Below are 24067 nucleotides of genomic sequence, written 5' to 3'. Positions count from 1 at the left end.
CGGCCAACCGCTTGCTCCCCTTGTCCAGGAAGGAAGACGCGATGCTGAAGCAGGATCCGGGGCGGCGCGCCCTCTTGCGGGCCGGCGCGGCCCTCGCCGCCGGCGGCGCGGCCCGGCCCGCCCTCGCCCAGCGCGCCCCGCAGGAGGCCGGGACGCTGACGCTGGTGCTGGAATCCGAGGTCGTCATCCTCGACCCCTACACGACCACCGCGGCGATCACGCGCACCTTCGGCTACCACGTCTGGGACACGCTCTTTGCCATGGCGGAGAACGGGGAGATCCGGCCGCAGATGGTGCGCTCCCACGAGCGCTCGCCCGACGGCCTCCTCTGGACCTTCACGCTGCGGGACGGGTTGCTCTGGCACGACGGCGCGCCGGTGACGGCGGCGGACTGCGTGGCCTCGCTCCGGCGCTGGATGCCGCGCGACCCGCTGGGGCGAATGCTGCAGGCGGTCACCGCCTCCATCGAGCCGCGAAGCGCCGCGGTCTTCACGATCGCGCTGAAGGAGCCCTTCCCGCTGCTGCTGGACGTGCTGGGCAAGCCCAACGCGCCCGTGCCCTTCATGCTGCCGGCCCGCGTCCTTCCCGCCGATCCCGGAGCGCGCGTCACCGAGATCGTCGGCTCCGGCCCCTTCGCCTTCCGCGCGGCGGAGTGGCGGGCGGGCGACCGGATGGTGCTCGCCCGCAACCCGCTCTACGTCCCGCGCGAGGAGCCGCCGGACTTCCTCGCGGGGGGCAAGCGCGCGAAGGTCGAGAGCCTCGTGCTGCGCGTCATGCCCGACGACGGCACGGCGGCCAGCGCCCTCTCGGCCGGCGAGGTCGACTACGTGCAGTACCTCGCCTTCGACCAGCTCCAGCGGCTGGAGCGGGCGCGGGGCGTGGAGCTGATGGGCCTCTCGGGCATCCACATGTTCCAGGGCAACTTCCGCCTCAACCACGCGAGCGGCCCCTTCGCCGACCCCGAGGTGCGCAAGGTGCTCTGGCACCTCGTGGACCAGTCGAGCATCATGCAGGCGATCGGCATCCCCGCGCGCTTCGCCAAGCCCGGCTGCAACTCCTTCTGGATGTGCGACGCGCCGCTCGAGACGCGGGCGGGCGCGGAGCCCGCGCGCTACGACGTGGCCGCCGCGCGCGAGATGCTTCGCCGCACGAGCTACAGGGGCGAGCCGGTGGTGATGCTGGAGGTCTCGGGCTCCATCTCGCAGACCGCGGCCAACGTCTTCGCCCAGGCGCTGAAGGAGGCGGGCTTCACGGTGGACGAGCAGGTGATGGACTGGGGCACCGTGCTCGCGCGCCGCGCGAACAAGCAGGGCTGGAGCCTCTTCCCCGTCTACTCCAACGGCGTCGACATGGTCTCGCCGCTGAACCACTTCTACATCGCGAGCACCTGCGCGGACTACCCGGGCTGGAGCTGCGACGCGCGCATCCCGACCCTCGTCGAGCGCTTCGCCAAGGCGGGAACGATGGAGGAGAAGCGGCGCCTCGCGGACGAGATCCAGGTGATCGCCTACGAGCTCGTGCCGAACCTCATGTGGGGCCAGTTCTCGCGCCCGGCCGGCTACCGCAGCCGGATGAAGGGCCTCCTCCGCTCCAGCTTCCCGATCTTCTGGGAGGTCTCGGTCTAGCCGAGCCGCGCGACGGCGGCGAAGCCGGCGTCGGCGGCCTCCAGCGCCGCGTCGATCTCGGCCTCGCCGTGGGCGCAGGAGAGGAACATGTTGTGGCGCGGGTGGAAGTAGGCGCCCGCCCGCAGCGCCGCCGCGCAGAAGGCCTCGCCGAGGCGGGCGCCGGGGTCGTCGGCGAACTGCATCAGCGGCATCGCCGGCGGCCCGCTGTTGCGGATCGCGAGCCCGTGCCGCGCGGCCAGGCGGTCGAGGCCCGCGCGCAGGCGCTCGCCCATCGCCCGCATCCGCGCGGGGCCATCCAGGCGACGGAGCTCCGTGAGGGTGGCGACCGCCGCCGCCATGGGCACGGCGGTGCACCAGAAGGACCCGGTGGTGAAGACGCGCGTGGCGGCGTCGCGGAAGCGCTCGGCGCCGGTGACGGCGGCCAGCGCGTGGCCGTTGGCGATCGCCTTGCTGTAGGCCGCGAGGTCCGGCCGCACGCCCACCGTCTCCCAGGAGCCGCCGAGGTCGAGGCGGAAGCCCGCGCGCACGTCGTCGAGGATCAGCGCGGCGCCGGCCGCGTCCGCCGCCGCGCGGGCGGCGCGCGCGAAGGCGGGGTCGGGCAGCTCGAGGGCGACGCCCATGTCGTGGCGGAAGGCGGAGACGATGATTCCCGCGAGGTCCGCGCCCGCGCAGCCGGCCGCGGCCTCAAGGCTCGCGGCATCGTTGTAGTCGAAGGGGATGAGGTGCGCGCGGTCCTCCTCCGTCACCCCCGCGATGGAGGGCGAGCACCAGGGCACCGCCCCGTGGTAGGCGCCGCGCGCGACGAGGATCTTGCGCCGCCTCGTCTCCGCGCGGGCGACGGTGACGCAGCTCGTCGTCGCGTCGGTGCCGTTCTTGGCCAGCAGGCACCACTCGGCGTGCGGGATCGTCGCGACCAGCAACTCGGCGAGCTCCACCAGCACCGGGGCGGGGCCGTTCAGGCAGTCGCCCCGCGCTGCCTGCGCGCGCGCCGCCTCCTCCACCACGGGGTGGCGGTGCCCGAGGACGATGGGGCCCCAGGAGCACATGAAGTCGATGAACTCCCGCCCGTCCGCGTCCCAGAGACGGCAGCCCTCGGCGCGCGCGAAGAACTGCGGGTAGCCCTCGGGCAGGCGGGCGGCGTTGAGGTGGCCCCAGAGGCCGCCGGGGATGACCCGGCTCGCGCGGGCGCGCAGCGCCGTGTCGAGGGGCAACGCGGGGGCAGGAAGGGGCGCCGGCGCGGCGGCGATGGCCTGGGACACGGGCGCGGTCCTTTGCTGGAGGGTTGATATATCATATCGGGCGGGGCAGGATTTCGCCAGTCCTCCGGGAGGGTCCCCATGCGGATGCCGCGCCTCGCCCTGACGGGCCTCGTGCTCGCCGCCCTTGCTGCCCCGTCGGCGACGCCCGCCCTGGCGCAAGGGGGCGCGCCGGGCGCCACGCTCCGGATCGGCATCGCGAGCGACCCGGACGTGCTGGACCCGACGCTCTCCCGCAGCCTCGCCGCGCGGCAGGTCTTCGCGGCGATGTGCGACAAGCTCCTCGACCTCGACGCCGAGGGGCGGCTCGTGCCGCAGCTCGCGACGGCCTGGCGGTGGGAGGAGGAGGGGCGCGCCCTCGTGCTCGCGCTCCGCCCGGGCGTGCGCTTCCACGACGGCGCGGCGATGGACGCGGCGGCGGTGGCCGCGGGGCTGCGGCGCCACCTCGACACGCCCGCCTCGACCCGCCGCGGCGAGATGGGGCCGCTGCGCGAGGTCGTCGCCACCGGGCCGCTGGAGGTGACGCTGCGGCTGGAGCAGCCCTTCGCGCCGCTGCTCGCCGCCCTGTCCGACCGCGCGGGGATGATCGTCTCGCCGGGCGCGGCGGGGCGCGTGAACCAGGACTTCGCGCGCGAGCCCCTCTGCGCCGGCCCCTTCCGCTTCGTGCGCCGCGTGGCGCAGGACCGGATCGAGCTCGAGCGCTTCGCGGGCTACTGGGACGCGGCGCGGATCCACGTCGACCGGCTGGTCTACCGCCCCATCACCGACAGCACGGTCACGGCCGCGAACCTCCGCGCCGGGACGCTCGACGTCGCCGAGCGCGTGGCCGCGACGGACCTGCCGGAGCTGGGCGCCGACCGCCGGGTGCGGATCGCGGCCGCGCCGAGCCTGAACAGCGTCTACATCGCGGTGAACGTCGCGAACGGGCCGCGCGCCGCGACGCCCTTTGGCCGCGACCCGCGGGCGCGCGAGGCGCTGGAGCGCGCGATCGACCGCCAGGCCCTCGTGCAGGTCGCCTTCGATGGCCAGTACCTGCCGGGCAACCAGTCGGCCTCGCCGGCGAGCCCGAACTACGTGGCCGCCCTGCCCGTGCCGGGGCGGGACCTTCCCCGCGCGCGGGCGCTCCTGCGCGAGGCCGGCTTCGAGGGCCGCGCGAAGCTCCGCCTCTCCGTGCCGAACACGAGCGAGTACACCCAGGCGGCGGAGGTCATCCAGGCGATGGCGGCCGAGGCCAGGATCGAGGTCGAGCTGCAGCTCGTCGAGACGGCGACGTTGCTGCGGCAATGGACGGCAGGCGACTTCGAGGCGCTGCTGATCGCCTGGTCGGGGCGCGTCGACCTCGACGGCAACCTCTGGGGCTTCAACGCCTGCGGGGAGAGCCTGAACGGCGGCAGGTACTGCTCCGCCGAGGCCGATGCCGCGCTGCGCGAGGGCCGCACGAGCGTGGACCCGGCGCGCCGCGCCGCGGCCTACGAGGCGGCGATGCGCGTGCTGCTGCGCGATCGCCCCTACATCTACCTCTGGCACTCGCGGGTGCTGCACGGGGCCTCGTCGCGGCTGGAGGGGCTGCGGGCCCATCCGGACGGGCTGGTGCGGGTGCAGGACCTGCGGCTGCGCTAGGTGCGGGCAACGGGCAGCCTCTGGGAAGGCCGCCCGCCGCGTCGGTGTGCGCCCTCCCTCAGGCGGGGCGCCGGCGGCGCGCCAAGCCGAGCCCGGCAAGGCCGAGGCCGAAGAGCGCGAGGGAGGCGGGCTCGGGCACGCTGGTGACCGGAGGGACGGTGCCGCCGCCGGGCGGGGCGATCACGGGTCCGCTGCCGACGTTGATGAGCGAGGCGTCGAGCCCCTGGGTGAAGTCGTAGAACTGGTCGCCGGGGCTGGCGTCGTTCACCTGGAACTGCAGACTGCCGCTCGCGAGCGTACCGAACAGGGCCGAGAGAATGCTGCTGTTGGTGGAGCTGAAGAAGCCGGTGCCAAGGATGTTGTTCCCGAAGCCCAGGCCGCTCGAGAGCACGGTGGTGCCCGTGCCGTTCGTCTCCTGCGTGGCGACGCTGCTGAAGTTGCCGAAGTTCACGCCGTTGACCAGCAGGTTGTTCTCGTTGAAGTCGAAGTCGCCGGCCTGGCTGTCGCCGTCGTAGAGGGTGATGCGGAAGGAGGCGGCGGTGAGCCCGCCGCCGAGCGACGAGACGATCGAGGAGGTGAAGCCGGTCTGCGTGCCGAAGAGCAGCGGGTTGTTGCTGGCGCTCTGGTTGCCGACAAACTCGGTGCTGGCCGCCACCTGGCTGACGACGCGCGTGCCGCTCGCGCCCGTGAGGTCGATGACGATGCCGCCGACCTCCGACACGCCGGCGGGCAGGAGGCCGCCGGTGGGTGAGGTGAGGGTGAAGGGTGTCGCTTGCGCGGCTGTGGCACCTAAGAACGCGCAGGCTGCCAGCAGGGCGGCTTTTATCGAAGCTCCCATGGGTCCTTCCTCTGCTACGATTCTCGTGGACGCGAATGCCCCGACCGGATCACGGACGGGGCGACCAGCAGACGGCAAGCGGCATGCCAGAGAAATTGTCCAGGCGGAACAGGGTGTTGCCGGAGCGACCGCGGGTTGCAGCCCAGAGATGTAAAGTTTACGAGAAAACCCGCCGGGGTTGAGGGTCGGGCCTCTCAGCCCGGCACCAGGCGCCGGAGGGCCGCCGCGACCTTCGCCGCGTCCCCCAGCGCCGCCCGGTTCAGGGGTCGCGAGACCGTCGGCGCCGCCTCACCGCCGCTGACGCGGAGGATCTCGGCGTCGAGCCAGTCGAAGCAGCGCTCGCCGATCTCCGCGGCCAGGCGCGCGCCGAGGGAGGTGCCGCGCGCGGTCTGCTCGGCGATAAGAACCCGGCTGGTGCGGCGGACGCTCGCCTCCACCGTCTCCCAGTCGAGGCCGAAGGGATCGAGGGTGCGGAGGTCGATGACCTCGGCGTCGACCCCGGTCTCGCGCGCGGCCTCCTCGCTCGCCCGCACCATGGCGGCGTAGGTGAGGACGGTGCAGGCCGAGCCGGGGCGCGCGACGCGGGCGCGGCCGAGCGGGACGCAGTAGTCGGGGTCGAGCGGCACTGGCCCGGTCTCGGCGAAGAGCTCCGCGTGCTCGATGACCAGCACGGGGTCTTCGCAGCGGATCGCGCTGTTCATCAGCCCGACGTAGTCGTGCGGCGTCGAGGGCGAGACGATGCGCCAGCCCGGGTGCATCGCAAAGAGGGCGGAGGGGTCCATGGAGTGCTGCGAGCCATAGCCGGTGCCGGGGCTGACGCGGGCTCGCACGACGAGGGGCACGCCGAAGCCGCCGCCGAACATATGCGCGAACTTGCCGATGCCGTTGAACATCTGGTCGGCCGCGACGATGGTGAAGTCGCCGAACATGATGTCCACGACCGGCCTCAGCCCGCAGAGGGCGGCGCCGAGCGCCATGCCGGTGAAGCCGTTCTCGCAGATGGGGGTGGCGAAGACGCGGTTGGGGAAGCGCTCCATCACGCCCTTCGTCGAGCCGGAGACGCCGCCGCGGAGGCGGTGGATGTCCTCGCCGATGACGACGACGCGCGGGTCGCGCTCCATGTTGCGCAGCAGGGCGGCGGCGACGGCGTCGATGTAGCGCGTCTCGCGCACCGGCTCGGCCGGGAGGGTGCCGGCCTCGCGGAAGCGCTCCCCGGCGAGCTCGGCGAGGTCGCCCCGGATGCCGCGGTCGACCTCCGCAGGATCGGGGAGGAGGCCGGGGCGGAGCGCGGGGGCGTTGGCGCCGGGCGGCGTCTCCGTCAGCGCGTCGACCGCCTCCTCCACGAGGCGCCGCGCCCGCGCCTCGAGCGCCGCGAGCCCCGCGTCGTCGAGGACGCCGAGCGCCCTCAGCCGCGCCGGCAGGGTGAGCAGCGGGTCGCGCGCGCGCCAGGCCTCCTCCTCCTCCTTGCTGCGGTAGCCGAGCTGGCTGCCGAGCAGGGGGCCGGACTGGTGGAGGAAGCGGTAGAGGGTCGCCTCGATGAGGACGGGGCCGCCGCGCTCGCGGATGGTGGTGGCCGCCCACTGCATGGCGCGGCGGACGGCGAGCAGGTCCATGCCGTCGCACTCGATGGCGGGCACGCCGAGCATGGCGCCGCGGGTGGTGAGGCGCGTCTCGCGCGTCTGCTCCGAGACGTGGGTGGAGACGGCGTAGAGGTTGTTCTCGAGGAAGAAGACGACGGGCAGCGCGTAGAGGGCCGCGAGGTTGATCGCCTCCAGCGTCTGGCCCGCCATCAGCGTGCCGTCGCCGAAGAAGGCGACCGAGAGGTGGTCGCGGCCGAGCACCTTGTCGGCGAGCGCGTAGCCGGCGGCGTGGGGCACGTTGCCGCCGATGATGGCGGAGCTGCCGACGATGCCCGAGGCCGCGTGGCGCATGTGCATGGAGCCGCCGCGGCCGCCGCAGAAGCCGGAGGAGAGGCCCATGATCTCCGCCATGGCGCCCCGGACGAGGGCCGCGGCCCCCTCGGCGGGCGGGTCGTGGCGGGGGTCGTGGCCGGGCGGGGTCGCGTGGTTGAGGAGCTTGGCGAGGATCTGGTGGTGCGCGCGGTGCGTGCCGTTGATCTTGTCCGCGCTCGAGAGCACCGACATCGCGCCGACCGCGCCCGCCTCCTGGCCGATGGAGGCGTGGGCGGGGCCGTGGACGAGCCCCTTGCCGTGGAGGTCGAGGATGGCCTCCTCGAAGCGGCGGATGACGAGGAGCTGCTCCATCCAGCGCGCGAGGTCGGCCGGCGATTCCCGGGTCCAGTCCTCCTCCTCCGTCTCGAGGCGGAACCAGGGGGTGTCGGTGCGGAGCGGGGTGGTCGTCACGCGTTCTCCTCCAGGTCGCGCAGGCGGCGCACGAGGCCCGCGCCGCCCTCGGTCATGTCGGCGGCGAGGGCCGCGCGCGTGGCGACGGGGTCGCGCGCGCGCAGGCCGTCCAGCACGTCGAGATGGCGGTGGCGGCCGGGATAGGTCGGGGGGGCGTGGGGGTAGAGGTGGGCCAGGGTCGGGCCGTTGCGGAGCCAGATGCCCTCGATGATCGCCTGCAGCTCGGGCATGGCGGCCGCGCGGTGGATGCCGTGGTGGAAGCGCCAGTTCGCGCGGTTCGCGGCCGGCGCGTCGCCGCGCGCCTCCGCCGCGACGAGGGCCTCATGGTCGGAAGCGAGCGCCTCGATGGCCTCCGGGCGGATGCGCAGCGCCGCCGCCTCGGCGGCCAGGCCCTCAAGCTCGAGGCGCACGAGGCGGAGCTCGAGGTATTGCTCGAGGGTGAGGCCGGCGACGGTGATCGAGCGGGCGGCCTCCATGCGGAGTGCCCGCTCCCGGACGAGCTGCATCACCGCCTCGCGCACCGGCGTCTCGGAGACGCCCATCGCCGCCGCGAGCCCGCGGATCTTGAGCCGCTGGCCCGGGGCCAGGCGGCCCTCCAGCAGGGCGTCGCGGAGCTCCGCGTAGACGCGCCCGGCGAGGTTGTCCCGGCCGATGGGCGCGAGGGAGGCGAGGGGATCGGTCATCGGGGCTCGGCGACGGTGGGCAGGATGGCTCTCCGGGAAATCGACAGGAAGAGTATTTGATATATCATCGCCGGCGAACAGTCCCGGACGATCCCATGGCCGCCGCGAAGCTGACGCCCGAGATGCTGGAGGCGGCGCTGCCGCCGCTGGCGGGGGAGCTGCGCCTGCCCGGCCTCGCGGCCCCGGTCGAGGTGCTGCGGGACGAGTGGGGCGTGCCGCACATCCGGGCGGCGGGCGAGGCCGACGCTTGGTTCGCGCTCGGCGCCGTGCACGCGCAGGACCGGCTGTTCCAGATGGAGCTGAACCGCCGCCGCGCGCTCGGGCGGGCCGCGGAATGGCTCGGCCCGGCGGCGGCGGAGGGGGACGCGCTGGCGCGGCGCCTGGGGGTGGAGGCGGCCAGCCGGCGCGACTTCGCGGCGGCCTCGCCGGAGGCGCGCGCGATGCTCGAGGCCTACGCGGCGGGGGTGAACGCCTTTCTCGGCGCCGGCGCGCCGCTGCCGATCGAGTACGCGCTGCTCGGCGCCGCGCCGGAGGCCTGGGAGCCCTGGCACCCGATCGCGGTCATGCGCCGCCTCGGGCTGCTGATGGGCTCGGTCTGGTTCAAGCTGTGGCGGGCGGCGGCGCTGCCCGTGGTGGGGGCGGCGGGCGCGGCGAAGCTTCGCTACGACGACGGGGGCGGGGACCTGCTCTGCATCCCGCCGGGCGCGGAAGCGGCGCGGTGGGAGGCGGACCTCGCCGCGCTCGCCCCGGCCATTGCTGCCCTGCTCGAAGCCCAGGGCGGGGACGCGACGGGGGGCGGGAGCAACAACTGGGCGGTCGGGCCGTCGCGCAGCGCGACGGGGCGGCCGGTGCTGGCGGGCGACCCGCACCGGGTCTTCGAGATGCCGAACATGTACGCGCAGCACCACCTCGCCTGCGACGCCTTCGACGTGATCGGGCTGACCGTGCCGGGCGTGCCGGGCTTCCCGCACTTCGCCCATAACGGGCGCGTCGCCTACTGCGTCACGCACGCCTTCATGGACATCCACGACCTCTACCTCGAGCGCTTCGACGAGGGCGCGGCGAACACCCTGACGGCCGAGGGCTGGCGGCCGGTCTCGCGCCGCACGGAGGTGGTGCGGGTGCGCGGCGGGGCGGACCGCGCGGTGACGGTCGTCGAGACGGCGCACGGGCCGGTCATCGCGGGCGACCCGGAGTCCGGGACGGCGCTCGCGCTGCGCTCCGTGCAGTTCGCCGAGACCGACCGGTCCTTCGACTGCCTGCCGCGGATGCTGCGGGCCGGGGGCGTGGAGGCGCTGTTCGAGGCGACGCGGGGCTGGGGCGTGATCGACCACAACCTGGTCGCGGCGGACACGGCGGGGCGGATCGGCCACCTCGTGCGCGCGAAGGTGCCGCGGCGGGCGCGGGAGAACGGGTGGCTGCCCGTGCCGGGCTGGCTCGGGCGGCATGAGTGGGAGGGGTGGATCGAGCCCGGGGCGATGCCGGTGGTGCTGGACCCGCTGGGCGGCGTGATCGTGACGGCGAACAACCGCGTGGTGGCGGACGGGCATCCCGACTACCTCTGCACCGACTGCCACCCGCCGCACCGGGCGCGGCGGATCGCCGAGCTGCTGGCGGCGGGCAGGCCGGGGCCGGGGGGCGCGGGGGCCATCCACGGCGACGTCCTCTCCCCCATCGCGCTGCTGTTCCAGGAGCGCCTGGCGCGCCAGCCGGCGCCGGCCGGGGAGGCCGCGGCGGCGCTGCGGGCGCGGCTGCTCGGCTGGGACGGGCGGATGGAGGCGGGCAGCGCGGCGGCGACGGCCTATGTCGCGCTCCGCCGCGCGCTGACGGGGGTGCTGGCGGCGCGGAGCGGGCTCGCGGGGGTCGCGGGGCATGCCTGGCTCTCGCCCTCGCCGGGGGTGGTGCCGCTCAACCAACTCTGGTGGGCGCTGCCGGCCCTGCTGCGGGCGGACGACGCCTCGCTGCTGGGCGGCTGGAGCTGGGAGGAGGCGATGGGCGCCGCGCTCGCCGAGGCGGCCGCGGCCCCGGAGGTCGAGGCGGGGCGGCCCTGGGGGGAGGCGCACCGGCCGCGCTTCGCGCATCCCCTCTCGGCCCTCTTCCCGGAGGCGGCCGCGCTGCTGGACGCCCCGGCGCGGGCGATCGGGGGCGACGGGGACACGGTGCTCGCGCAGGGCGTGGTCGCCTCCGCGGGGACGGCCGCGGCCTACGGGCCGCTCGCGCGCTACGCCTTCGACGTCGGCCACTGGGAGGCCTGCCGCTGGGCGGTGTTCCACGGCGCGTCGGGCCGGCCAGGAAGTCCCCACTACGCCGACCAGCACGCGGCCTGGGCGGCCTGCGAGATGGTGCCGATGCGCTACGCCTGGACGGGGATCGAGGCGGCGGCGACGGCGCGGCAGGTGCTGCGGGGCTGAGGCCGGCGGCGCCGCGCGGCGGGAGCGGTGCTGCACAGGAAGGACGGCCCGGCCTCGCGCCCGGCGACGCGCGCCGAGCCGCGGCTCAGGCGGGGGGCGGGGCCATCCGGAAGAGGCGGGCCGCGTTGCCGCCCGCGATCGCCGCGCGGTCGGCCGCGGGCAGCGCCCCGGCCGCGTCGAGCGTGGCCAGTGGGTCGGGGTCGCCCATGTCGAAGGGGTAGTCGGAGCCGAGCATCACCCGCTCGGCCCCGGCGAGGCGGACGAGGTTCTCGATGAGGTCGGGGCGGAAGACGCAGGTGTCGAAGAAGAGGCGCGGCAGGTAGGCCGAGGGCGGCCGGGGGATGAGGCGGCGGAGCTCGGGCCGGTGCTCCCAGGCGTGGTCGAGGCGGCCGACATAGGAGGGCACGTAGCCGCCGCCGTGGCAGATGAGGACCTTCAGGCCGGGGTGGCGGTCGAGCACGCCGCCGAGGACGAGGTGGTGGAAGGCGATGGTTTCCTCCAGCGGCTGGCCCACCGTGTTGACCATGAAGAAGGGGCCGAGGCGGGCGCCGTCGGAGAAGCCGAGCGGGTGGATGACGAGGACGGCGCCGAGCTGGGAGAGCTCCTCCCAGAGGGGGTCGAAGGCAGGGTCGGAGAGCTCGCGCTCGTTGACGCGGGAGTCGATCTGGAAGCCGCGGAGGCCGAGGCCCTCCGCCGCGCGGCGCGCCTCGGCGATGGCGGCGGGGACGTCGGCCATGGGCAGGGTGCCGAGGCCCGCGAGGAGGCCGGGGGCCTCGGCGACGAGGCCCGCGACGTGGTCGTTCTGCATCGCCGAGACGCGGGCGAGCAGGGCGGGCTCGGCCCAGTAGTGCTGCTGGCCCGGGGCGGGGGCGACGAGCTGGGCGTCGACCCGCATGCGCGCCATGTCGGCCCGCCGGCGCGCGAGGTCGTTGAAGGGCTCGCGCAGCAGGGCCGCCTGGCCGGCGTCGGTGGCGGCGCTGTCGGGGTGAATGTCGCGCTTGTAGGGAATGGCGGCGTGGCCGGGCTGGTCGCGCAGCAGCGGCTCCACCGCCGGGCAGAAGGTGTGCGCGTGGATGTCGATGATCATGGGCGAGGGTCCGGTGCCGGGCTTGCTCAGTGGACGCCGAGGAAGCGGGTGAGGGTGGCGTGGTCGTGGCCGGCCTCGCTCGCGGCCGCCTCGTGCACGACGCGGCCGGTCTCGAGGATGGAGACGCGGTCGGCGAGCGCGAGGGCGCTGTAGAGGTTCTGCTCGACGAGGAGGATGGTCAGGCCCGCGCGCCGGAGCTCGAGGACGATGCGCTCGACCTGCTGCACCATGACGGGGGCGAGGCCTTCCGTGGGCTCGTCCATCAGGAGGAGCGCGGGGTCGGTCATGAGGGCGCGGGCGATGGCGAGCATCTGCCGCTCGCCGCCCGAGAGCTCGTGGCCGCGGTTGGCCTTGCGCTCGGCGAGGCGCGGGAAGAACTCGAAGGCCTTGGCGACGGTCCAGCCCCCCGTGGCGCGCGCGGGCTTGAGGGTGGTCAGGTGCTCGAGCACGGTGAGGGAGGGGAAGAGGCGGCGGCCCTGGGGCACGATGCCGACGCGGCGCCGGGCGATCTCGTGCGCGGGGAGGCCGAGCAGCTCCTCGCCCTTCCAGCGGATCGAGCCCTGGCGGACCGCGGGCGGGCGCAGGCCCATGATGGAGCGGATGAGGGTGGTCTTGCCCATGCCGTTGCGGCCGAGAAGCGCGAGCACCTCGCCTTCGGGAAGGGTGAGCGAGGCGCCGTGCAGGACGTGGGCGTCGCCGTAGAAGCTGTGCAGACCCTCGACCTCAAGCATCGTGGCGGGCCTTGCCGAGATAGACCTCCTGCACCCGCGCGTCGCCCCGGATCGCGTCGGGCGCGGCCTCCACGAGGAGGCGGCCGTTGTCGAGGCAGGTGACCCAGTCGACGAGGCTGAGGACGAGGTCCATGTCGTGCTCGATCAGGACGACGGTCATCGCGCGGGGAAGGGCGCGGATGATGTCGGAGACGATGGCGCGCTCGACCGGCGAGAGGCCGGCGGCCGGCTCGTCGAGGAGGAGGAGGCGGGGCTCGGTGGCCAGCGCCATCGCCATCTCGAGCTGGCGCTGCTCGCCGTAGGAGAGCTCGCGCACCTCGCGGTCGAGGCGGCCCGCGAGGCGGGAGAGGCCGAGGGCGGCCTCGACGCGCGCGCGCTCCGCGGCGTCCAGGCGATCCTCGCCGAGGAGCGCGAAGCGGCGGGGCGAGAGACCGCGGAGCGCGAGGTGCATGTTCTCGATGACGGTGAGCCGCGGGAAGAGGTTCGTGATCTGGAAGGTGCGGCCCATGCCGCGGTGGGCGCGGGCGTGGACGGGCAGGCGGGTGACGTCGCGGCCCTCGAGGAGGACGCGCCCGGAGGTCGCGCGGACGACGCCGGTGACGGCGTTGAAGAGCGTCGTCTTGCCGGCGCCGTTGGGGCCGATGATGGCGCGGCGCTGCCCGGCCGGCACGCGGAGCGAGACCCCGTCGACGGCCTTCAGGCCGCCGAAGCGGACGCCGACGTCGTCGAGGACCAGGCAGTCTTCCATGGGGCGGGGCGCCTCGCGGGGTTGCCGGCGGCGGGCGCGGGCCCGCCGCCGGGGGGAGGGGTCAGCGGCGGATGCCCTGGAAGTTGCGCGAGTAGGGCGGCTGGCGGAGGTAGGTGGCCTGGTCGTACTTCCAGAACTGCGAGACCTCCGGGTAGGAGGCCATGGGGGCGTTCCAGAACTTGCCCTCGGCGTTGCGGACGACCTTGCGGATCTGGATGTCGTAGATCGGGTTGCCGAGGTCGTCGAGGCGGACGGCGCGGCCGAGGGGGGAGCCGACGAGGTCGGTCTTGAGCACGGTGTCGATCAGCAGGTTGGGGTCGTCGGTGCGGCCGTTGATCTTCTCCAGCGCCTCGGCCACCCACATGGCGCCCGAGTACATCGAGAAGCCGTAGAGGGAGGGGATGGTGCCGAAGCGGGCGACGTGGCCGCGCACGAAGGCCTGGACGGTCGGGTTGTCGGAGCCCTCGGCGAAATGGGCGGCGGTGACGATGCCCTCGACCTCCGGGCCCATCGTGCGGATGACGGACTGGTCGGTCGCGTTCATCGAGCCGAGGAGCGGGATCTGGCCCTTGAGGCCGAAGGACGCGTATTGCTGGATGAAGCGCGTGCCGTCCGCGCCCGTCTGCATCGTGAAGATCGCGTCGACGCCCGAGTTCGCGAGCTGGCCGAGATAGGGCGAGAAGTCGGCGGTGTTGATGGGGTGCCAGAACTGCGCGGCGATCTGCCCGCCGCCCTCGGTGAAGGTCTGGGCGAGCCCGCCGCACTGCTCGTGGCCGAAGGCGTAGTCCTGGCTGACGGTCGCGATCTTGCGGTAGCCCTGCTTGAGCGCCCAGTCCGCCAGCGGGCGCGTCGTCTGGCTCGCGCTGTAGCCGGCCACGCGGACCACGTTCTTGATGCGGCCGCGCTGCGTCAGGTCGTCGGCGGCGATGATGGGGATGAAGTAGGGGGTGCCGGTGCCCTTGACGTAGTTGGCGACGGCGAGCCCCGTGTTGGCGAGGAGGTTGCCGAAGAGGAGCCCCGCCCGGCCCTGCTCGACGAGGCGGCGGGCCTTCTGCAGGGCGGTGTCGGGGTTGGAGCCGTCGTCCTCCACCATGACCTCGACCTTGCGGCCGGCGATCTCGTTGTTGCGCTGGGAGAGGTACCAGTTGAAGTCGTCCACCATCTCGCGCCCGCCGGAGGCGACGACGCCGGTGAGGGGCGCCATGAGGCCGATGCGGATCGGGCCCTCCTGCGCGCGGAGGAGGGCCGGCCGGGCGAGGGTGCCGATCGCCGCGGCGCCGAGGAGGTGTCTGCGAAGCATGGGCGGGGGCCTTTCTGCGGGGTTGCGGGTCAGCGGCGGCGCCGGAGCAGCGCGAGGCCCCGGCCGATGACGCCCTCGGGCGCGAAGATCATGAGGAGCACGAACATGAGGCCCATCACCGTCTGCCAGCGCTCCGTGTAGAAGCTGACGGTGTTCTCGAGGACGATGATGGCGGCCGCCCCGATGAAGCCCCCGAAAAGGGTGCCGACCCCTCCCACGATCGCCATCAGCAGCCCCTGCACCGACTGCGCGAGGGAGACGGTGGTCGGGCTGACGAACTCGTTGAACAGCGCGTAGGCGGCGCCCGCGACGCCGGCTGCCATGCCCGAGAGGGTGAAGGCGATGAAGAGGTGCAGCGGGACGTTGTAGCCGAGGGCGCGCATGCGGCTCTCGCTGTCGCGGATGCCGCGGAGCGTGAGGCCGAAGGGCGAGCGGACGAGGCGCCAGACGAGGAAGGTGGCGGCGAGGACGAGGGCGAGGACGGCGTAGTAGAAGCTGACCTGCGAGGCGAGCGCGGCGGGGCGGACGCTGCCGCGCAGGCCGTTCTCGCCGCCCGTCACCGTGCTCCAGCGCAGGCAGACGCCCCAGACGACCATGCCTAGCGCGAGGGTGAGGAGGAGGAAGTAGACGCCCGAGGTGCGCACCGCGAGGAGGGCGAAGACGGCGGCGAGGCCGGTCGCGGCGAGGACGCCGAGCGCCATGCCCGCCCAGGGCGAGCCGCCGGCGACGGTGACCCAGTAGATGGTGACGTAGGTGGAGACGCCGAAGATGGCGCCGTGGCCGAGCGGCGTGCGCCCGGTGTAGCCCGCGAGCACGTCGATCGAGACGGCGAGGAGGCTGAAGACGAGGATGCGAGTGGCGACGCTCACCTGGTAGGTCGGGAGGACGAGCGGCAGGGCCGCGAAGAGGAGGACGCCGAGGGCGACGCCGAGACGGGGAAGGCTGGGGCCCGCGCGCGGCATCAGGCGGCCCTTCCGAAGAGGCCGAGGGGGCGGAAGGCGAGGATGAGCGCCATGGGGCCGAAGATCACAAAGTAGGCGAGCTCCGGGAACATGACCTGCCCGATGGAGTTCAGCAGGCCGACCATGAGCGCGCCGATGGCGGCGCCGGGCAGGCTGCCGCGGCCGCCGATGATGACGACGGCGAGGGAGAAGACCAGGATCTCGGAATCCGCGCCCGGGTAGAGCGTGAGGAAGGCGCCGCCGACCACGCCACCGAGGCCGGCGAGCGCCGCGCCGAGCATGAAGGTGACGAGGAAGATGCGGCGGATGTTGACCCCCATCGCCTCCAGCGTCTCGGCGTCGTCCACGCCCGCGCGGATGAGCGCGCCGAGGCGGGTGCGGTTCAGCAGGAGCCAGAGGAGGAGGAAGACGACGAGGCCGAGGGCGAGCACGAAGAGGCGGTACTTCGGGTAGAAGACGCCCGCGAAGCGCAGGGCGCCGCGGAGCGCCTCGGGCACGGGGACGGTGAAGGTGTCGCCGCCCCAGGCGAGCAGGCCGAGGTCGTTCAGGATGAAGGCGACGCCGAGGGTGAGGAGGACCTGGCGCAGCTCGAAGCCCCGGACGAAGCGGAGCAGCCCCTGGTCGAGGGCGAGGCCGGCAAGGGCGACGCTGGCCATGGCGGCGAGCACCGCGAGGAGGAAGGAGCCGGTGGCGAGGGCGGCCGCGTAGCCGATGTAGCCGCCGAGGAGGTAGAGCGCGCCGTGCGCGAGGTTGACGATGCGCAGCAGGCCGAAGATGAGGGTGAAGCCGGAGGCGACGACGAAGAGCAGGGCCGCGAAGGTGAGGCCGTTGAGAAGCTGGAAGAGGTTGAGGCTGTTCATTCCGCGGGCTTGGGCGTCGTGGCCCGGTGCCAGTCGAGGATCTGTTCGCCGGTCCAGACCAGCACGTCCTCCCGCGCGCGGACCGCTTCGAGCACGCGGCGGAAGTACTTCAGGCGGTGCGGCGCGCCCATGATGTAGGGGTGAACGACGAGCGCCATGACGCGCGGGCCGTGGCGGCTGTCGTGGTAGAGCTGCTCGAACTGGTCGAGCGCGCGGTCGGCGTATTCCGAGGCCTTGTGATGCTGGATGAGCATCATGGCGACGTCGTTGCATTCCTGGGTGTAGGGGATGTTGGTGATGCTGCCGGTCCGGGTGCGGAGCTCCACGGGCTGGTCGTCGAGCACCCAGTCGCAGACGTAGTCGTAGTTCTGCTCGGACAGGATGTCGGGGGTCTCCCAGGTCTCGGTGAGGCCGGGGCCGAGCCAGCCGCGGGGCGGCTTGCCGGTGAAGGCGGCGATGGCCTCGGTGGTGCGGCGGATGTCCTCGCGCTCGTCCGGGACCTTCTGCATGTTTTTCTGGCCGTAGCCGTGGCCGATGAACTCCCAGCCGCGGTCGAGGGCCGCGCGCGCGATCGGCTCGTAGCTCGCGATGGCCTTGCCGTTGATGGCGAGCACGGCGCGGACGCCGTTGTCGTCGAGCGCCTCCAGCATGCGCCAGAAGCCGACGCGGTTGCCGTACTCGTGCCAGCACCAGTTGGGGATGTCGGGCATCGGGGCGCCGCCGGCGGGGGGCGTGAGGACGGTGCGGGGCATCACCTCGCGCGGGTCCCATTCCTCGACGTTGACGATCACCCAGACGACCATCCGGGCGCCGCCCGGCAGCGCGTGGCGCGGGCGGCCAGCGATGGGGGAGAAGGAGAGGCGTTCGGTCGGGAGCATCGCTTAGTCCCTCTTGCCGCCCGGCGCTTCGGGCGGGCCGATCGTCAGGGTGAGGGTGCCCAGCCCCTCGATGGAGGCGGTGACGACGTCGCCGGGGACGAGGGGGCCGACGCCGGCCGGCGTACCCGTGAAGACGAGGTCGCCGGGCTCCAGCGCGTAGCTTCGCGAGAGCTGCGCGATCACCTCCGGCACGCTCCAGATCATCTCGCCGATCTGCCCGCGCTGGTGCTCCACGCCGTTCACGGCCAGCGCGATGGCGCCGCCGGGCGCCCCGCCGGGCGCGGCGGGGTGGACGGGGCCGCAGGGGGCGGAGAGATCGAAGGACTTGCCCATCTCCCAGGGGAGCTGGCGGTCCCGCGCGTCGCGCTGGCGGTCGCGGCGGGTGAGGTCGATGCCGATGGCGTAGCCGAAGACGTGGCGCAGCGCCTCGGCCGCGGGGATGTCGCGCCCGCCCGTGCCGATCGCGGCCACGAGCTCGACCTCGTACTGGAAGTCGGCGGTGTCGGCCGGATAGGGGATGGTGGCGCCGTCGGGCACGAGGCTGTCGCGCGGTTTCTGGAAGAAGAAGGGCGGGTCGCGCTCGTCCGCCTCCTTCATCTCGCGGATATGGGCGACGTAGTTCCGGCCGACGCAGTAGATCCGGCGGACCGGCAGGCGCGCCGCGCGGCCGGCCACGGGCAGCGAGGCGACGGGGGGCGGCGGCAGGACGTAGCCGGGCGGCGCGTCGGTCATGGCATGCTCCCGCTCGGGCCAGGGGATCCCCCGCCGGCCGCCTCGCGGCGGCAGCGGTCGCCCTCGGAGGGGAGGATTGTATGCAATATCGCCGGCGTCAACGGGCTTTCCGCCGGACGGGTGGAGCTGGCCAGGGCGGCGCCGGGGGCGGATTGCATGCAGCGGGTGTTGTCCCGGGCGATGACGGACCTTAAGCAGGGATCCCTACGGGACGATCGGTTAGGGGAGCGGCGTGGATACCCGGTCTGAAGCGCGGCCCGCCGGCGCGCGGCGCCTCCCGCGGTCCCTGTCGGTCGCGGACGAGCTCCGGGCCGCGGTGATCGCGGGGGAGTTCGGCCCGGGCGAGCGGTTGCAGGAGGTGCGGCTGAGCAAGCGGCTCGGCGTGTCGCGCACCCCCGTGCGGCTCGCGCTGCAGGCGCTGGCGGCCGATGGTCTGCTGGAGCACGCGCCGCGCCGTGGCTACAGCGTGCGCCGCTTCGACGCGACGGAGATCCTGAACGCCTTCGAGATCCGCGCGGCGCTGGAGGGCCTGGCCGCGCGCTTCGCCGCGGAGCGCGGGCTGGAGGAGGCGGCGCGCGCCCGGCTGGAGGCGATCCTCGCGGAAGGCGACGCGCTGCTGTCGCGGGGGGAGCTGCCCGAGGGCAGCCGGCCCGCCTATATCCGGATGAACGCCGCCTTCCACGAGGCCCTGCACGGCGCCTCCGGCAGCCGCATGCTGGGCGAGATGCTGCGCCTCAGCCAGAACCTGCCCCTGTCCTCGCACCACCACGTCGTGGCCTTCGAGTACCGCCGGGTCCGCCGGCGCCACGACGACCACCACCGTATCCTCGAGGCGGTGCTGCGGCGCGACGCGCGGCGGGCGGAGAACCTCATGTGCGACCACGTCGCGAGCATCAAGGCGGGGCTGACGGGGGTCGCCGGGCCCTAGCCGCGCGGCTCGCCCCGGCGCTCCGGCTGCGCGGCGGCGCGGTACCAGTCGAGGATCTCGGCGCCGTTCATGAAGAGGACGCCCTCCTTGCCGCGGGCGTAGTCGTAGACCTCCTCGAGGTAGCGGATGCGGTGGGGCTGGCCGGAGATGTAGGGGTGGATGGCGATGGCCATGATCTTCGCGCGCCCGGCGCCCTCCTGGTGCAGGCGGTCGAGCGTGTCGCGGCAGCGCGTGGCCCAGTAGGCGCTCTCGTGGTGCTGGACGACCATGGTGGGGATGTCGTTCAGCTCGACCGTGTAGGGCAGGGTGACCAGCGGGCCCTTCTCGGTGTGGATCTCGCAGGGCTCGTCGTCCCAGACCCAGTCGCCGATGTACTTCACGCCGGCCTCGGCCAGGAGCTCGGGCGTGTCGTAGGTCTGGGTCAGGCCGGGCCCGAGCCAGCCGACGGGGCGGCGGCCGGTGAAGGCCTCCAGCCGGTCCATGGAGCGGTGGATCATGGCGCGCTGGTCCGGCTCCTTGTGGATGGGGCCCTGCTGCCAGGAATGCCCCATGAACTCCCAGCCGGCGTCGCGGCAGGCGGCGGCCACGCGCTCGTAGTCGTCGCAGACGCGCGCGTTGATCGAGAGGGTGGGGCGGAGGCCGAGCCGCTCGTAGAGGGCGTGGAAGCGCCAGAAGCCGACGCGCATGCCGTACTCGTGCCAGGACCAGTTGGGCACGTCGGGCAGGAGGACCTGGCCGGTGGGCGCGGGGAGGATCTGGCGTGCCATGGGGTTGGCGATGTCCCACACCTCGAGGTTGACGATCGTCCAGACCACCACGCGCGCGTCACCCGGCAGGCGGAGCGGCGGGCGGTCGACGATGGCGGAGAAGGGGGCGCGGTCGCGCGGCTGGATCATCGCGGGCACTCCAGGCTGGGGCCGGGCGGCCGGCGCCGCCATGGGCGGCCGGTCCGGCCGCGCGAAGGCTGCCGCGACGGCGCGGGCGACGGCAAGCCCCCCCTCGGTGGTCTCTGCCACGCAGCGTCCTCGGTCAGCCCCGCGGTTTCGCTCGACGACGGGGGATACGGGCGGCAGTCTGGCGCCGGGCGAACGGCGCCGGGCGCCTCCGGCGACGGATCAGGAGCACGAGGCCATGCGGAGACGTCCCCTTCTCGCCGGCGCGCTCGGCGCGCCCTTCGTCCCGCGTCGCGCGGCCGCGCAGGCGGGCGACGCCGGGCTGGCCGAGGTCACGGTCAACGTGTTCCCGGGCGGCTTCAACTGGCCGATCTTCGCGGGCACGGCCCGGGGCTTCTTCGCGCGCGAGGGGCTGCGCGTGCGGATGCTGGGCACGCGCGGGTCGATGGAGCAGATGACGGACCTCGCCGCCGGGCGCTTCGACATCGCGATGACTGCGGTCGACAACATCGTCGCCTATGTGGAGGGGCAGGGCGCCGCGCCCATCGGGCCGCAGCCGGATTTCTTCGCCTTCATGGGCAGCGACAGCGGCTTCCTGAGCGTCTGCGTGGCGCCGGGCATCGAGCGCTTCGCCGACCTGCGGGGCCGCACGCTCTCGGTCGACGCGCGGACCACCGGCTACGCCTTCGTGCTGCTCGAGATGCTGGCGCGCGAGGGGCTTGGGGAGGGCGACCTCTCGATCGTCACGGTGGGCGGCATGACGCAGCGCTGGGAGGCGCTTCAGCGCGGCGAGCAGGCGGGGACGATCCTGTCCTGCCCCTACGACATCCTCGCCAAGGCGCGCGGGTTCCGCCAGCTCGCCCGGGCGACGCAGGTGATCGGCCCCTACCAGGGGAACGTCGCGGCCGCGCGGCGCGGCTGGGCGGCAGCCCATCCGGACAGGGTCGTGGGCTACGTGCGCGCCTACGCCGCCGCGATCGACTGGCTCTACGAGCCGGGGAACCGCGAGGAGGCGATCGCCATCCTGCGCCGCAACCTGCCGGACATGGGCGCGGCGCTCGCGGCGGAGACCCACGCGGAGCTGCTCGACCCGCAGGAGGGCTTCTTCCGCGGGGCGAGAGTGAGCGAGGAAGGGCTGCGCAAGGTGCTCGACCTGCGCGCCCGCTACGCCACGCGCCCGAAGGAGCTCTCGGACCCCTCGCGCTACGTCGATCCAACCTACTGGAACGCGGCGATGGGCGGGGGGCGCTGAGGCCGCCGCGGGCGGGTCGTTGAACGGCAGGGGGCCGCGGGGCGGGGCTTGACCGGCGAGCCGCGGGCGGGTCACTAGTATACCAGCAAGGAAACGCCGCCTCGTGCTCGACCTGAACCTGGAAGGGCGGGAGCCCATCGCCCGTGAGCTCCACGCGGCGCTCCGCCAGCAGATCCTGCGCGGCGTGCTGGTGCCCGGCACCGCCATCTCGGAGGCGCCGATCGCCGGGCGGCTCAGCGTGAGCCGCACGCCTGTGCGGGAGGTCTTCCGCCGCCTGGCCGACGAGGGGCTGCTCGAGATCCGCCCGCAGGTCGGCACTTTCGTCGCGCCGATCCGCCTCTCCGCGGTGCATGACGGCCAGTTCGTGCGCGAGACGCTCGAGTGCCGCACCGTCCGGCTGGCCGCCGAGGCCGCGGGGCGCGACGGCGCCGGCCTGGCCGGGCAGCTCGAGGCGCAGCGCCTCGCCGTCGCGGCACGGGACGAGGTCGCCTTCTTCGGCTCCGACGAGCGGCTTCACAGCGAGTTGACGCGCCTCGCCGGGCGGCCGGCGGTCTGGGACGTGATCCAGGGCGTGAAGGTCCAGCTCGACCGCGTGCGCTATCTGTCCTTCGCCAGCCAGGACTGGTTCGAGATGCTGCTCGTGGAGCACGAGCGGCTGGTGGAGCGCGTGCTCGACGGCGATGCCGACGGCGCGGAGGCGGTGATGCGCGGGCACCTGCGGACGGTCTTCGCCGCCATCGAGCGGCTGCTGCACAGCAAGCCCGAATTCTTCAGTCCGCGGCGCTGACGCGCCCGCCCGAAGGGACCCCTCCATGGTCGCGATCGCCGTCGCCACGCCGCATGTCCTGCAGCTCTTTGCCGACGAGGTGCCGGTCCCCGGGCCGGAGGAGGTCCTCGTCCGGGTGCAGCGGGCCGGGATCTGCGGGTCCGACCTGCACATCTACCACGGCAGCAACCCCTTCGCGCGCTACCCGCGGATCATCGGGCACGAGTTCGCCGGCGTGGTCGAGGCGGTGGGAGGCGCGGTTTCGGGCCTGGCCGAGGGCGACCGCGTGGTGGTGGATCCCGTCGTCTCCTGCGGGCGCTGCTACGCCTGCCGCGCCGGGCGCCCGAACGTCTGCGGGAAGCTCGAGGTCTTCGGCGTGCACCGCGACGGCGGCTTCCGCAGCCGCGTCGCCGTGCCCGCCGGGAACGCGGTGAAGCTGCCGGCCGGCCTTCCCATGGAGGTCGCGGCGCTGGCCGAGCCCTTCTCCATCGCGGCGAACGTGCTCGCCCGCACCGGGATCACCGCGGAGGATTCCGTGCTTATCTACGGGGCCGGGACGATCGGCCTGACCGTGCTGCAGGTGGCCCGGCTGCACGGCGCGCGCTGCATCGTGGCCGACCTCGACGAGGCGCGGCTGGAGCGCGCGCGGGCCTTCGGCGCGGAGGTGGTCGTCCATTCCCGCGCGCGGTCGGTGCCCGAGGCGGTGGCGGGCGAGCACGACGGGCTCGGGCCTTCGGTGGTGATCGACGCGGCGGGCGTGCCGGCGCTGCTGGAGGAGGCCTGCCGCGTCGCGAGCCCGGCCGGGCGCATCGGGATCCTCGGCTTCTCGCCGGCCCCCTGCAACGTCAGCCAGCAGGAGATCGTCAAGAAGGAGCTCACCCTCGCCGGGTCGCGGCTGAACTGCCGCCTGCTGCCGCAGGTCGTGGCGTGGCTGGAGAGCGGCCAGCTGCGGCCGGCCGCGATGATCACCCAGACCTTCGCGGCCGGCGACGCGCGCGAGGCCTTCGAGCTGATCGAGCGGGACCCCGGCCGCACCGTGAAGGTGCAGCTCGCCTTCGACTGACCCCATCGCACGAGGAGAGGACGCGACCATGAGGACCACGAAGACCCCGCGCCGGGCGGCGCTCGGCGGCATGGCCGGCATCCTGGCGCTCGGCGTCGCGCCCGCGTTCAACGCGCGGGCGGCGGCGACGCTGAAGCTCGGCCATCTCGGGAACGAGGACAACACCTGGCACAAGGCGAGCCTGAGGTTCGCCGAGGAGGTCGCCCGCCGCACGGGCGGCGCGCTGGAGGTGCGCGTCTTCCCGAACGAGCAGCTCGGCAAGGAGACGGACCTCATCAAGGGCATCCAGCTCGGCACGGTGGACTTCACCATCACGGGGGAGTCGCTGCAGAACTGGGCGCCGGCCGCGGCGCTGCTGGCCGTGCCCTACGCCGTGCGCGACCTCGCCCACATGGACCGGGTGGTGGAGGGGCCGATCGGGCAGCGGATCGCCGAGGACATCTCCGGCAGGACGCAGCTCCGGCCGCTCTGCTACTTCGCGCGCGGGCCGCGCTACCTGACGGCCAACCGCGCCTGCCCGACGCCGGCGGAGCTGAGCGGGCTCAAGGTCCGAGTGCCCAACGTGCCGCTCTTCGTGCGCTTCTGGGAGGCGCTGGGCGCCAAGGCCACGCCGATGGCCTTCTCGGAGGTCTTCACCTCGCTCCAGAACCACACCATCGACGCGCAGGAGAACCCGCTGGCGCTCATCAAGTCCGCGAGCTTCAGCGAGGTCCAGTCGACCATCAACCGCACGGAGCACGTGCTGAGCTGGATCTACCTCGTCGGCGGCACGCGGAAGCTCGGGCGGCTGCCGGCCGACCAGCAGGCGGCGGTGATGGCGGCGGCGAAGGCGGCGCAGGAGTATGAGCGCGGGCTGTTCCTGGAGGACGAGCGGAACCTTGCAAGCGAGCTGACGGCAAAGGGCATGACCTTCGCCGAGGTGGACAAGGCCGCTTACGCCGCCAAGGCCCGGGACGCGGTCATCGCCGCGCTCAACGCCGACATCCGCCCGGTCTACGAGCAGATCATCGCGGCCTGACCCCGCCGCCCGCCGCGCCCGAGCGGCGGGCGGCGGCCTTCAACAAGGACACC

Annotated in this window: 21 protein-coding genes; 8 read left to right on the top strand and 13 right to left on the bottom strand. The window is 73.8% G+C overall.

Annotation, left to right across the window (positions count from 1 at the left end):
- Positions 1–41 precede the first annotated feature (41 nt).
- Positions 42–1625, top strand: a complete 1584-nt coding sequence (locus EAH89_RS05835; protein WP_140881847.1) for an ABC transporter substrate-binding protein — start codon at positions 42–44, stop codon at positions 1623–1625.
- Here EAH89_RS05835 and EAH89_RS05830 read toward each other — a convergent pair.
- Positions 1622–2884: an aminotransferase class III-fold pyridoxal phosphate-dependent enzyme gene (locus EAH89_RS05830; protein ID WP_241666874.1), complete on the bottom strand. Its 1263-nt coding sequence runs from the start codon at positions 2882–2884 to the stop codon at positions 1622–1624. The two genes, EAH89_RS05835 and EAH89_RS05830, sit on opposite strands and share 4 nt — an antisense overlap.
- A 78-nt stretch (positions 2885–2962) precedes the next feature.
- Between EAH89_RS05830 and EAH89_RS05825 the strand changes: the two genes are divergently transcribed.
- Positions 2963–4501, top strand: a complete 1539-nt coding sequence (locus EAH89_RS05825) for an ABC transporter substrate-binding protein (RefSeq protein WP_140881846.1) — start codon at positions 2963–2965, stop codon at positions 4499–4501.
- Positions 4502–4559: 58 nt separating this feature from the next.
- On the opposite strand, the gene EAH89_RS32435 is transcribed toward EAH89_RS05825, so the two are convergent.
- The 3 genes from EAH89_RS32435 to EAH89_RS05810 all read right to left on the bottom strand — a co-directional run bounded on the left by EAH89_RS32435 (position 4560) and on the right by EAH89_RS05810 (position 8385).
- Positions 4560–5339, bottom strand: coding sequence for a PEP-CTERM sorting domain-containing protein (locus EAH89_RS32435; RefSeq protein ID WP_241666873.1), 780 nt, complete (start codon positions 5337–5339; stop codon positions 4560–4562).
- Positions 5340–5533: 194 nt separating this feature from the next.
- Positions 5534–7702 (bottom strand): alpha-ketoacid dehydrogenase subunit alpha/beta, encoded by a 2169-nt coding sequence (locus tag EAH89_RS05815; RefSeq protein WP_206667464.1) that lies wholly within the window; start codon positions 7700–7702, stop codon positions 5534–5536.
- On the bottom strand, positions 7699–8385 hold the full coding sequence (locus tag EAH89_RS05810; RefSeq protein ID WP_140881845.1) for a GntR family transcriptional regulator: 687 nt from the start codon (positions 8383–8385) through the stop codon (positions 7699–7701). The genes EAH89_RS05815 and EAH89_RS05810 overlap by 4 nt, the downstream gene beginning before the upstream one ends.
- Positions 8386–8480: 95 nt before the next feature.
- Here EAH89_RS05810 and EAH89_RS05805 point away from each other — a divergent pair, with 95 nt between their 5' ends.
- The gene (locus EAH89_RS05805) at positions 8481–10796 is read left to right on the top strand and encodes a penicillin acylase family protein (RefSeq protein ID WP_206667463.1); all 2316 of its coding nucleotides are present in this window, start codon (positions 8481–8483) and stop codon (positions 10794–10796) included.
- 85 nt (positions 10797–10881) lie between these two features.
- On the opposite strand, the gene EAH89_RS05800 is transcribed toward EAH89_RS05805, so the two are convergent.
- The 8 genes from EAH89_RS05800 to EAH89_RS05765 all read right to left on the bottom strand — a co-directional run bounded on the left by EAH89_RS05800 (position 10882) and on the right by EAH89_RS05765 (position 18094).
- Positions 10882–11883, bottom strand: a complete 1002-nt coding sequence (locus EAH89_RS05800; protein WP_140881844.1) for an amidohydrolase family protein — start codon at positions 11881–11883, stop codon at positions 10882–10884.
- Between the two features lie 26 nt (positions 11884–11909).
- Complete coding sequence (locus EAH89_RS05795; RefSeq protein ID WP_140881843.1) at positions 11910–12614, bottom strand: ABC transporter ATP-binding protein; 705 nt, start codon at positions 12612–12614, stop codon at positions 11910–11912.
- The gene (locus tag EAH89_RS05790; RefSeq protein WP_140881842.1) at positions 12607–13362 is read right to left on the bottom strand and encodes an ABC transporter ATP-binding protein; all 756 of its coding nucleotides are present in this window, start codon (positions 13360–13362) and stop codon (positions 12607–12609) included. Before EAH89_RS05790 ends, EAH89_RS05795 begins: the two co-directional genes overlap by 8 nt.
- Before the next feature lie 61 nt (positions 13363–13423).
- Positions 13424–14662 carry an ABC transporter substrate-binding protein gene (locus EAH89_RS05785; RefSeq protein WP_140881841.1) on the bottom strand — a complete coding sequence of 413 codons (1239 nt, stop codon included), beginning with the start codon at positions 14660–14662 and terminating at the stop codon, positions 13424–13426.
- A 29-nt stretch (positions 14663–14691) separates the two neighbouring features.
- Positions 14692–15624, bottom strand: a complete 933-nt coding sequence (locus EAH89_RS05780; RefSeq protein WP_140881840.1) for a branched-chain amino acid ABC transporter permease — start codon at positions 15622–15624, stop codon at positions 14692–14694.
- A complete protein-coding gene (locus EAH89_RS05775) occupies positions 15624–16484 on the bottom strand; it encodes a branched-chain amino acid ABC transporter permease (RefSeq protein ID WP_140881839.1) in 861 nt (286 codons plus the stop codon). The genes EAH89_RS05780 and EAH89_RS05775 overlap by 1 nt, the downstream gene beginning before the upstream one ends.
- Positions 16481–17362 (bottom strand): polysaccharide deacetylase family protein, encoded by an 882-nt coding sequence (locus EAH89_RS05770; RefSeq protein WP_140881838.1) that lies wholly within the window; start codon positions 17360–17362, stop codon positions 16481–16483. Before EAH89_RS05770 ends, EAH89_RS05775 begins: the two co-directional genes overlap by 4 nt.
- A 3-nt stretch (positions 17363–17365) precedes the next feature.
- Positions 17366–18094, bottom strand: coding sequence for a fumarylacetoacetate hydrolase family protein (locus EAH89_RS05765; RefSeq protein WP_140881837.1), 729 nt, complete (start codon positions 18092–18094; stop codon positions 17366–17368).
- 232 nt (positions 18095–18326) lie between these two features.
- Here EAH89_RS05765 and EAH89_RS05760 point away from each other — a divergent pair, with 232 nt between their 5' ends.
- The gene (locus EAH89_RS05760; RefSeq protein ID WP_140881836.1) at positions 18327–19022 is read left to right on the top strand and encodes a GntR family transcriptional regulator; all 696 of its coding nucleotides are present in this window, start codon (positions 18327–18329) and stop codon (positions 19020–19022) included.
- On the opposite strand, the gene EAH89_RS05755 is transcribed toward EAH89_RS05760, so the two are convergent.
- On the bottom strand, positions 19019–20038 hold the full coding sequence (locus EAH89_RS05755) for a polysaccharide deacetylase family protein (RefSeq protein ID WP_206667462.1): 1020 nt from the start codon (positions 20036–20038) through the stop codon (positions 19019–19021). The two genes, EAH89_RS05760 and EAH89_RS05755, sit on opposite strands and share 4 nt — an antisense overlap.
- 115 nt (positions 20039–20153) lie before the next feature.
- Here EAH89_RS05755 and EAH89_RS05750 point away from each other — a divergent pair, with 115 nt between their 5' ends.
- From EAH89_RS05750 to EAH89_RS05735, 4 genes are all read left to right on the top strand, one after another.
- A complete protein-coding gene (locus tag EAH89_RS05750; protein WP_161993490.1) occupies positions 20154–21167 on the top strand; it encodes an ABC transporter substrate-binding protein in 1014 nt (337 codons plus the stop codon).
- A gap of 103 nt (positions 21168–21270) precedes the next feature.
- Entirely contained in the window at positions 21271–21954 is a 684-nt protein-coding gene (locus EAH89_RS05745) for a GntR family transcriptional regulator (protein WP_140881833.1), read from the top strand.
- 25 nt (positions 21955–21979) lie between these two features.
- Complete coding sequence (locus EAH89_RS05740; protein ID WP_140881832.1) at positions 21980–22996, top strand: Zn-dependent oxidoreductase; 1017 nt, start codon at positions 21980–21982, stop codon at positions 22994–22996.
- Positions 22997–23024: 28 nt separating this feature from the next.
- Positions 23025–24014 (top strand): TRAP transporter substrate-binding protein, encoded by a 990-nt coding sequence (locus EAH89_RS05735; RefSeq protein ID WP_206667461.1) that lies wholly within the window; start codon positions 23025–23027, stop codon positions 24012–24014.
- Positions 24015–24067: the final 53 nt, after the last annotated feature.

The sequence above is a fragment of the Muricoccus nepalensis genome, assembly GCF_006438825.1.
In the GTDB taxonomy this organism is placed as follows: Bacteria; Pseudomonadota; Alphaproteobacteria; order Acetobacterales; family Acetobacteraceae; genus Roseomonas; species Roseomonas nepalensis.
This window is presented reverse-complemented; position numbering and strand designations above follow the sequence as displayed.

Excerpts from the sequence above, each read along its gene's own strand:
- EAH89_RS05795 (WP_140881843.1), bottom strand. The coding sequence starts at position 12,614 with ATGCTTGAGGTCGAGGGTCTGCACAGCTTCTACGGCGACGCCCACGTC.
- EAH89_RS05785 (WP_140881841.1), bottom strand. The coding sequence starts at position 14,662 with ATGCTTCGCAGACACCTCCTCGGCGCCGCGGCGATCGGCACCCTCGCC.
- EAH89_RS05735 (WP_206667461.1), top strand. The coding sequence starts at position 23,025 with ATGAGGACCACGAAGACCCCGCGCCGGGCGGCGCTCGGCGGCATGGCC.
- EAH89_RS05770 (WP_140881838.1), bottom strand. The coding sequence starts at position 17,362 with ATGCTCCCGACCGAACGCCTCTCCTTCTCCCCCATCGCTGGCCGCCCG.
- EAH89_RS32435 (WP_241666873.1), bottom strand. The coding sequence starts at position 5,339 with ATGGGAGCTTCGATAAAAGCCGCCCTGCTGGCAGCCTGCGCGTTCTTA.
- EAH89_RS05825 (WP_140881846.1), top strand. The coding sequence starts at position 2,963 with ATGCGGATGCCGCGCCTCGCCCTGACGGGCCTCGTGCTCGCCGCCCTT.
- EAH89_RS05775 (WP_140881839.1), bottom strand. The coding sequence starts at position 16,484 with ATGAACAGCCTCAACCTCTTCCAGCTTCTCAACGGCCTCACCTTCGCG.
- EAH89_RS05800 (WP_140881844.1), bottom strand. The coding sequence starts at position 11,883 with ATGATCATCGACATCCACGCGCACACCTTCTGCCCGGCGGTGGAGCCG.
- EAH89_RS05790 (WP_140881842.1), bottom strand. The coding sequence starts at position 13,362 with ATGGAAGACTGCCTGGTCCTCGACGACGTCGGCGTCCGCTTCGGCGGC.
- EAH89_RS05740 (WP_140881832.1), top strand. The coding sequence starts at position 21,980 with ATGGTCGCGATCGCCGTCGCCACGCCGCATGTCCTGCAGCTCTTTGCC.
- EAH89_RS05810 (WP_140881845.1), bottom strand. The coding sequence starts at position 8,385 with ATGACCGATCCCCTCGCCTCCCTCGCGCCCATCGGCCGGGACAACCTC.
- EAH89_RS05805 (WP_206667463.1), top strand. The coding sequence starts at position 8,481 with ATGGCCGCCGCGAAGCTGACGCCCGAGATGCTGGAGGCGGCGCTGCCG.
- EAH89_RS05750 (WP_161993490.1), top strand. The coding sequence starts at position 20,154 with ATGCGGAGACGTCCCCTTCTCGCCGGCGCGCTCGGCGCGCCCTTCGTC.
- EAH89_RS05835 (WP_140881847.1), top strand. The coding sequence starts at position 42 with ATGCTGAAGCAGGATCCGGGGCGGCGCGCCCTCTTGCGGGCCGGCGCG.
- EAH89_RS05765 (WP_140881837.1), bottom strand. The coding sequence starts at position 18,094 with ATGACCGACGCGCCGCCCGGCTACGTCCTGCCGCCGCCCCCCGTCGCC.
- EAH89_RS05780 (WP_140881840.1), bottom strand. The coding sequence starts at position 15,624 with ATGCCGCGCGCGGGCCCCAGCCTTCCCCGTCTCGGCGTCGCCCTCGGC.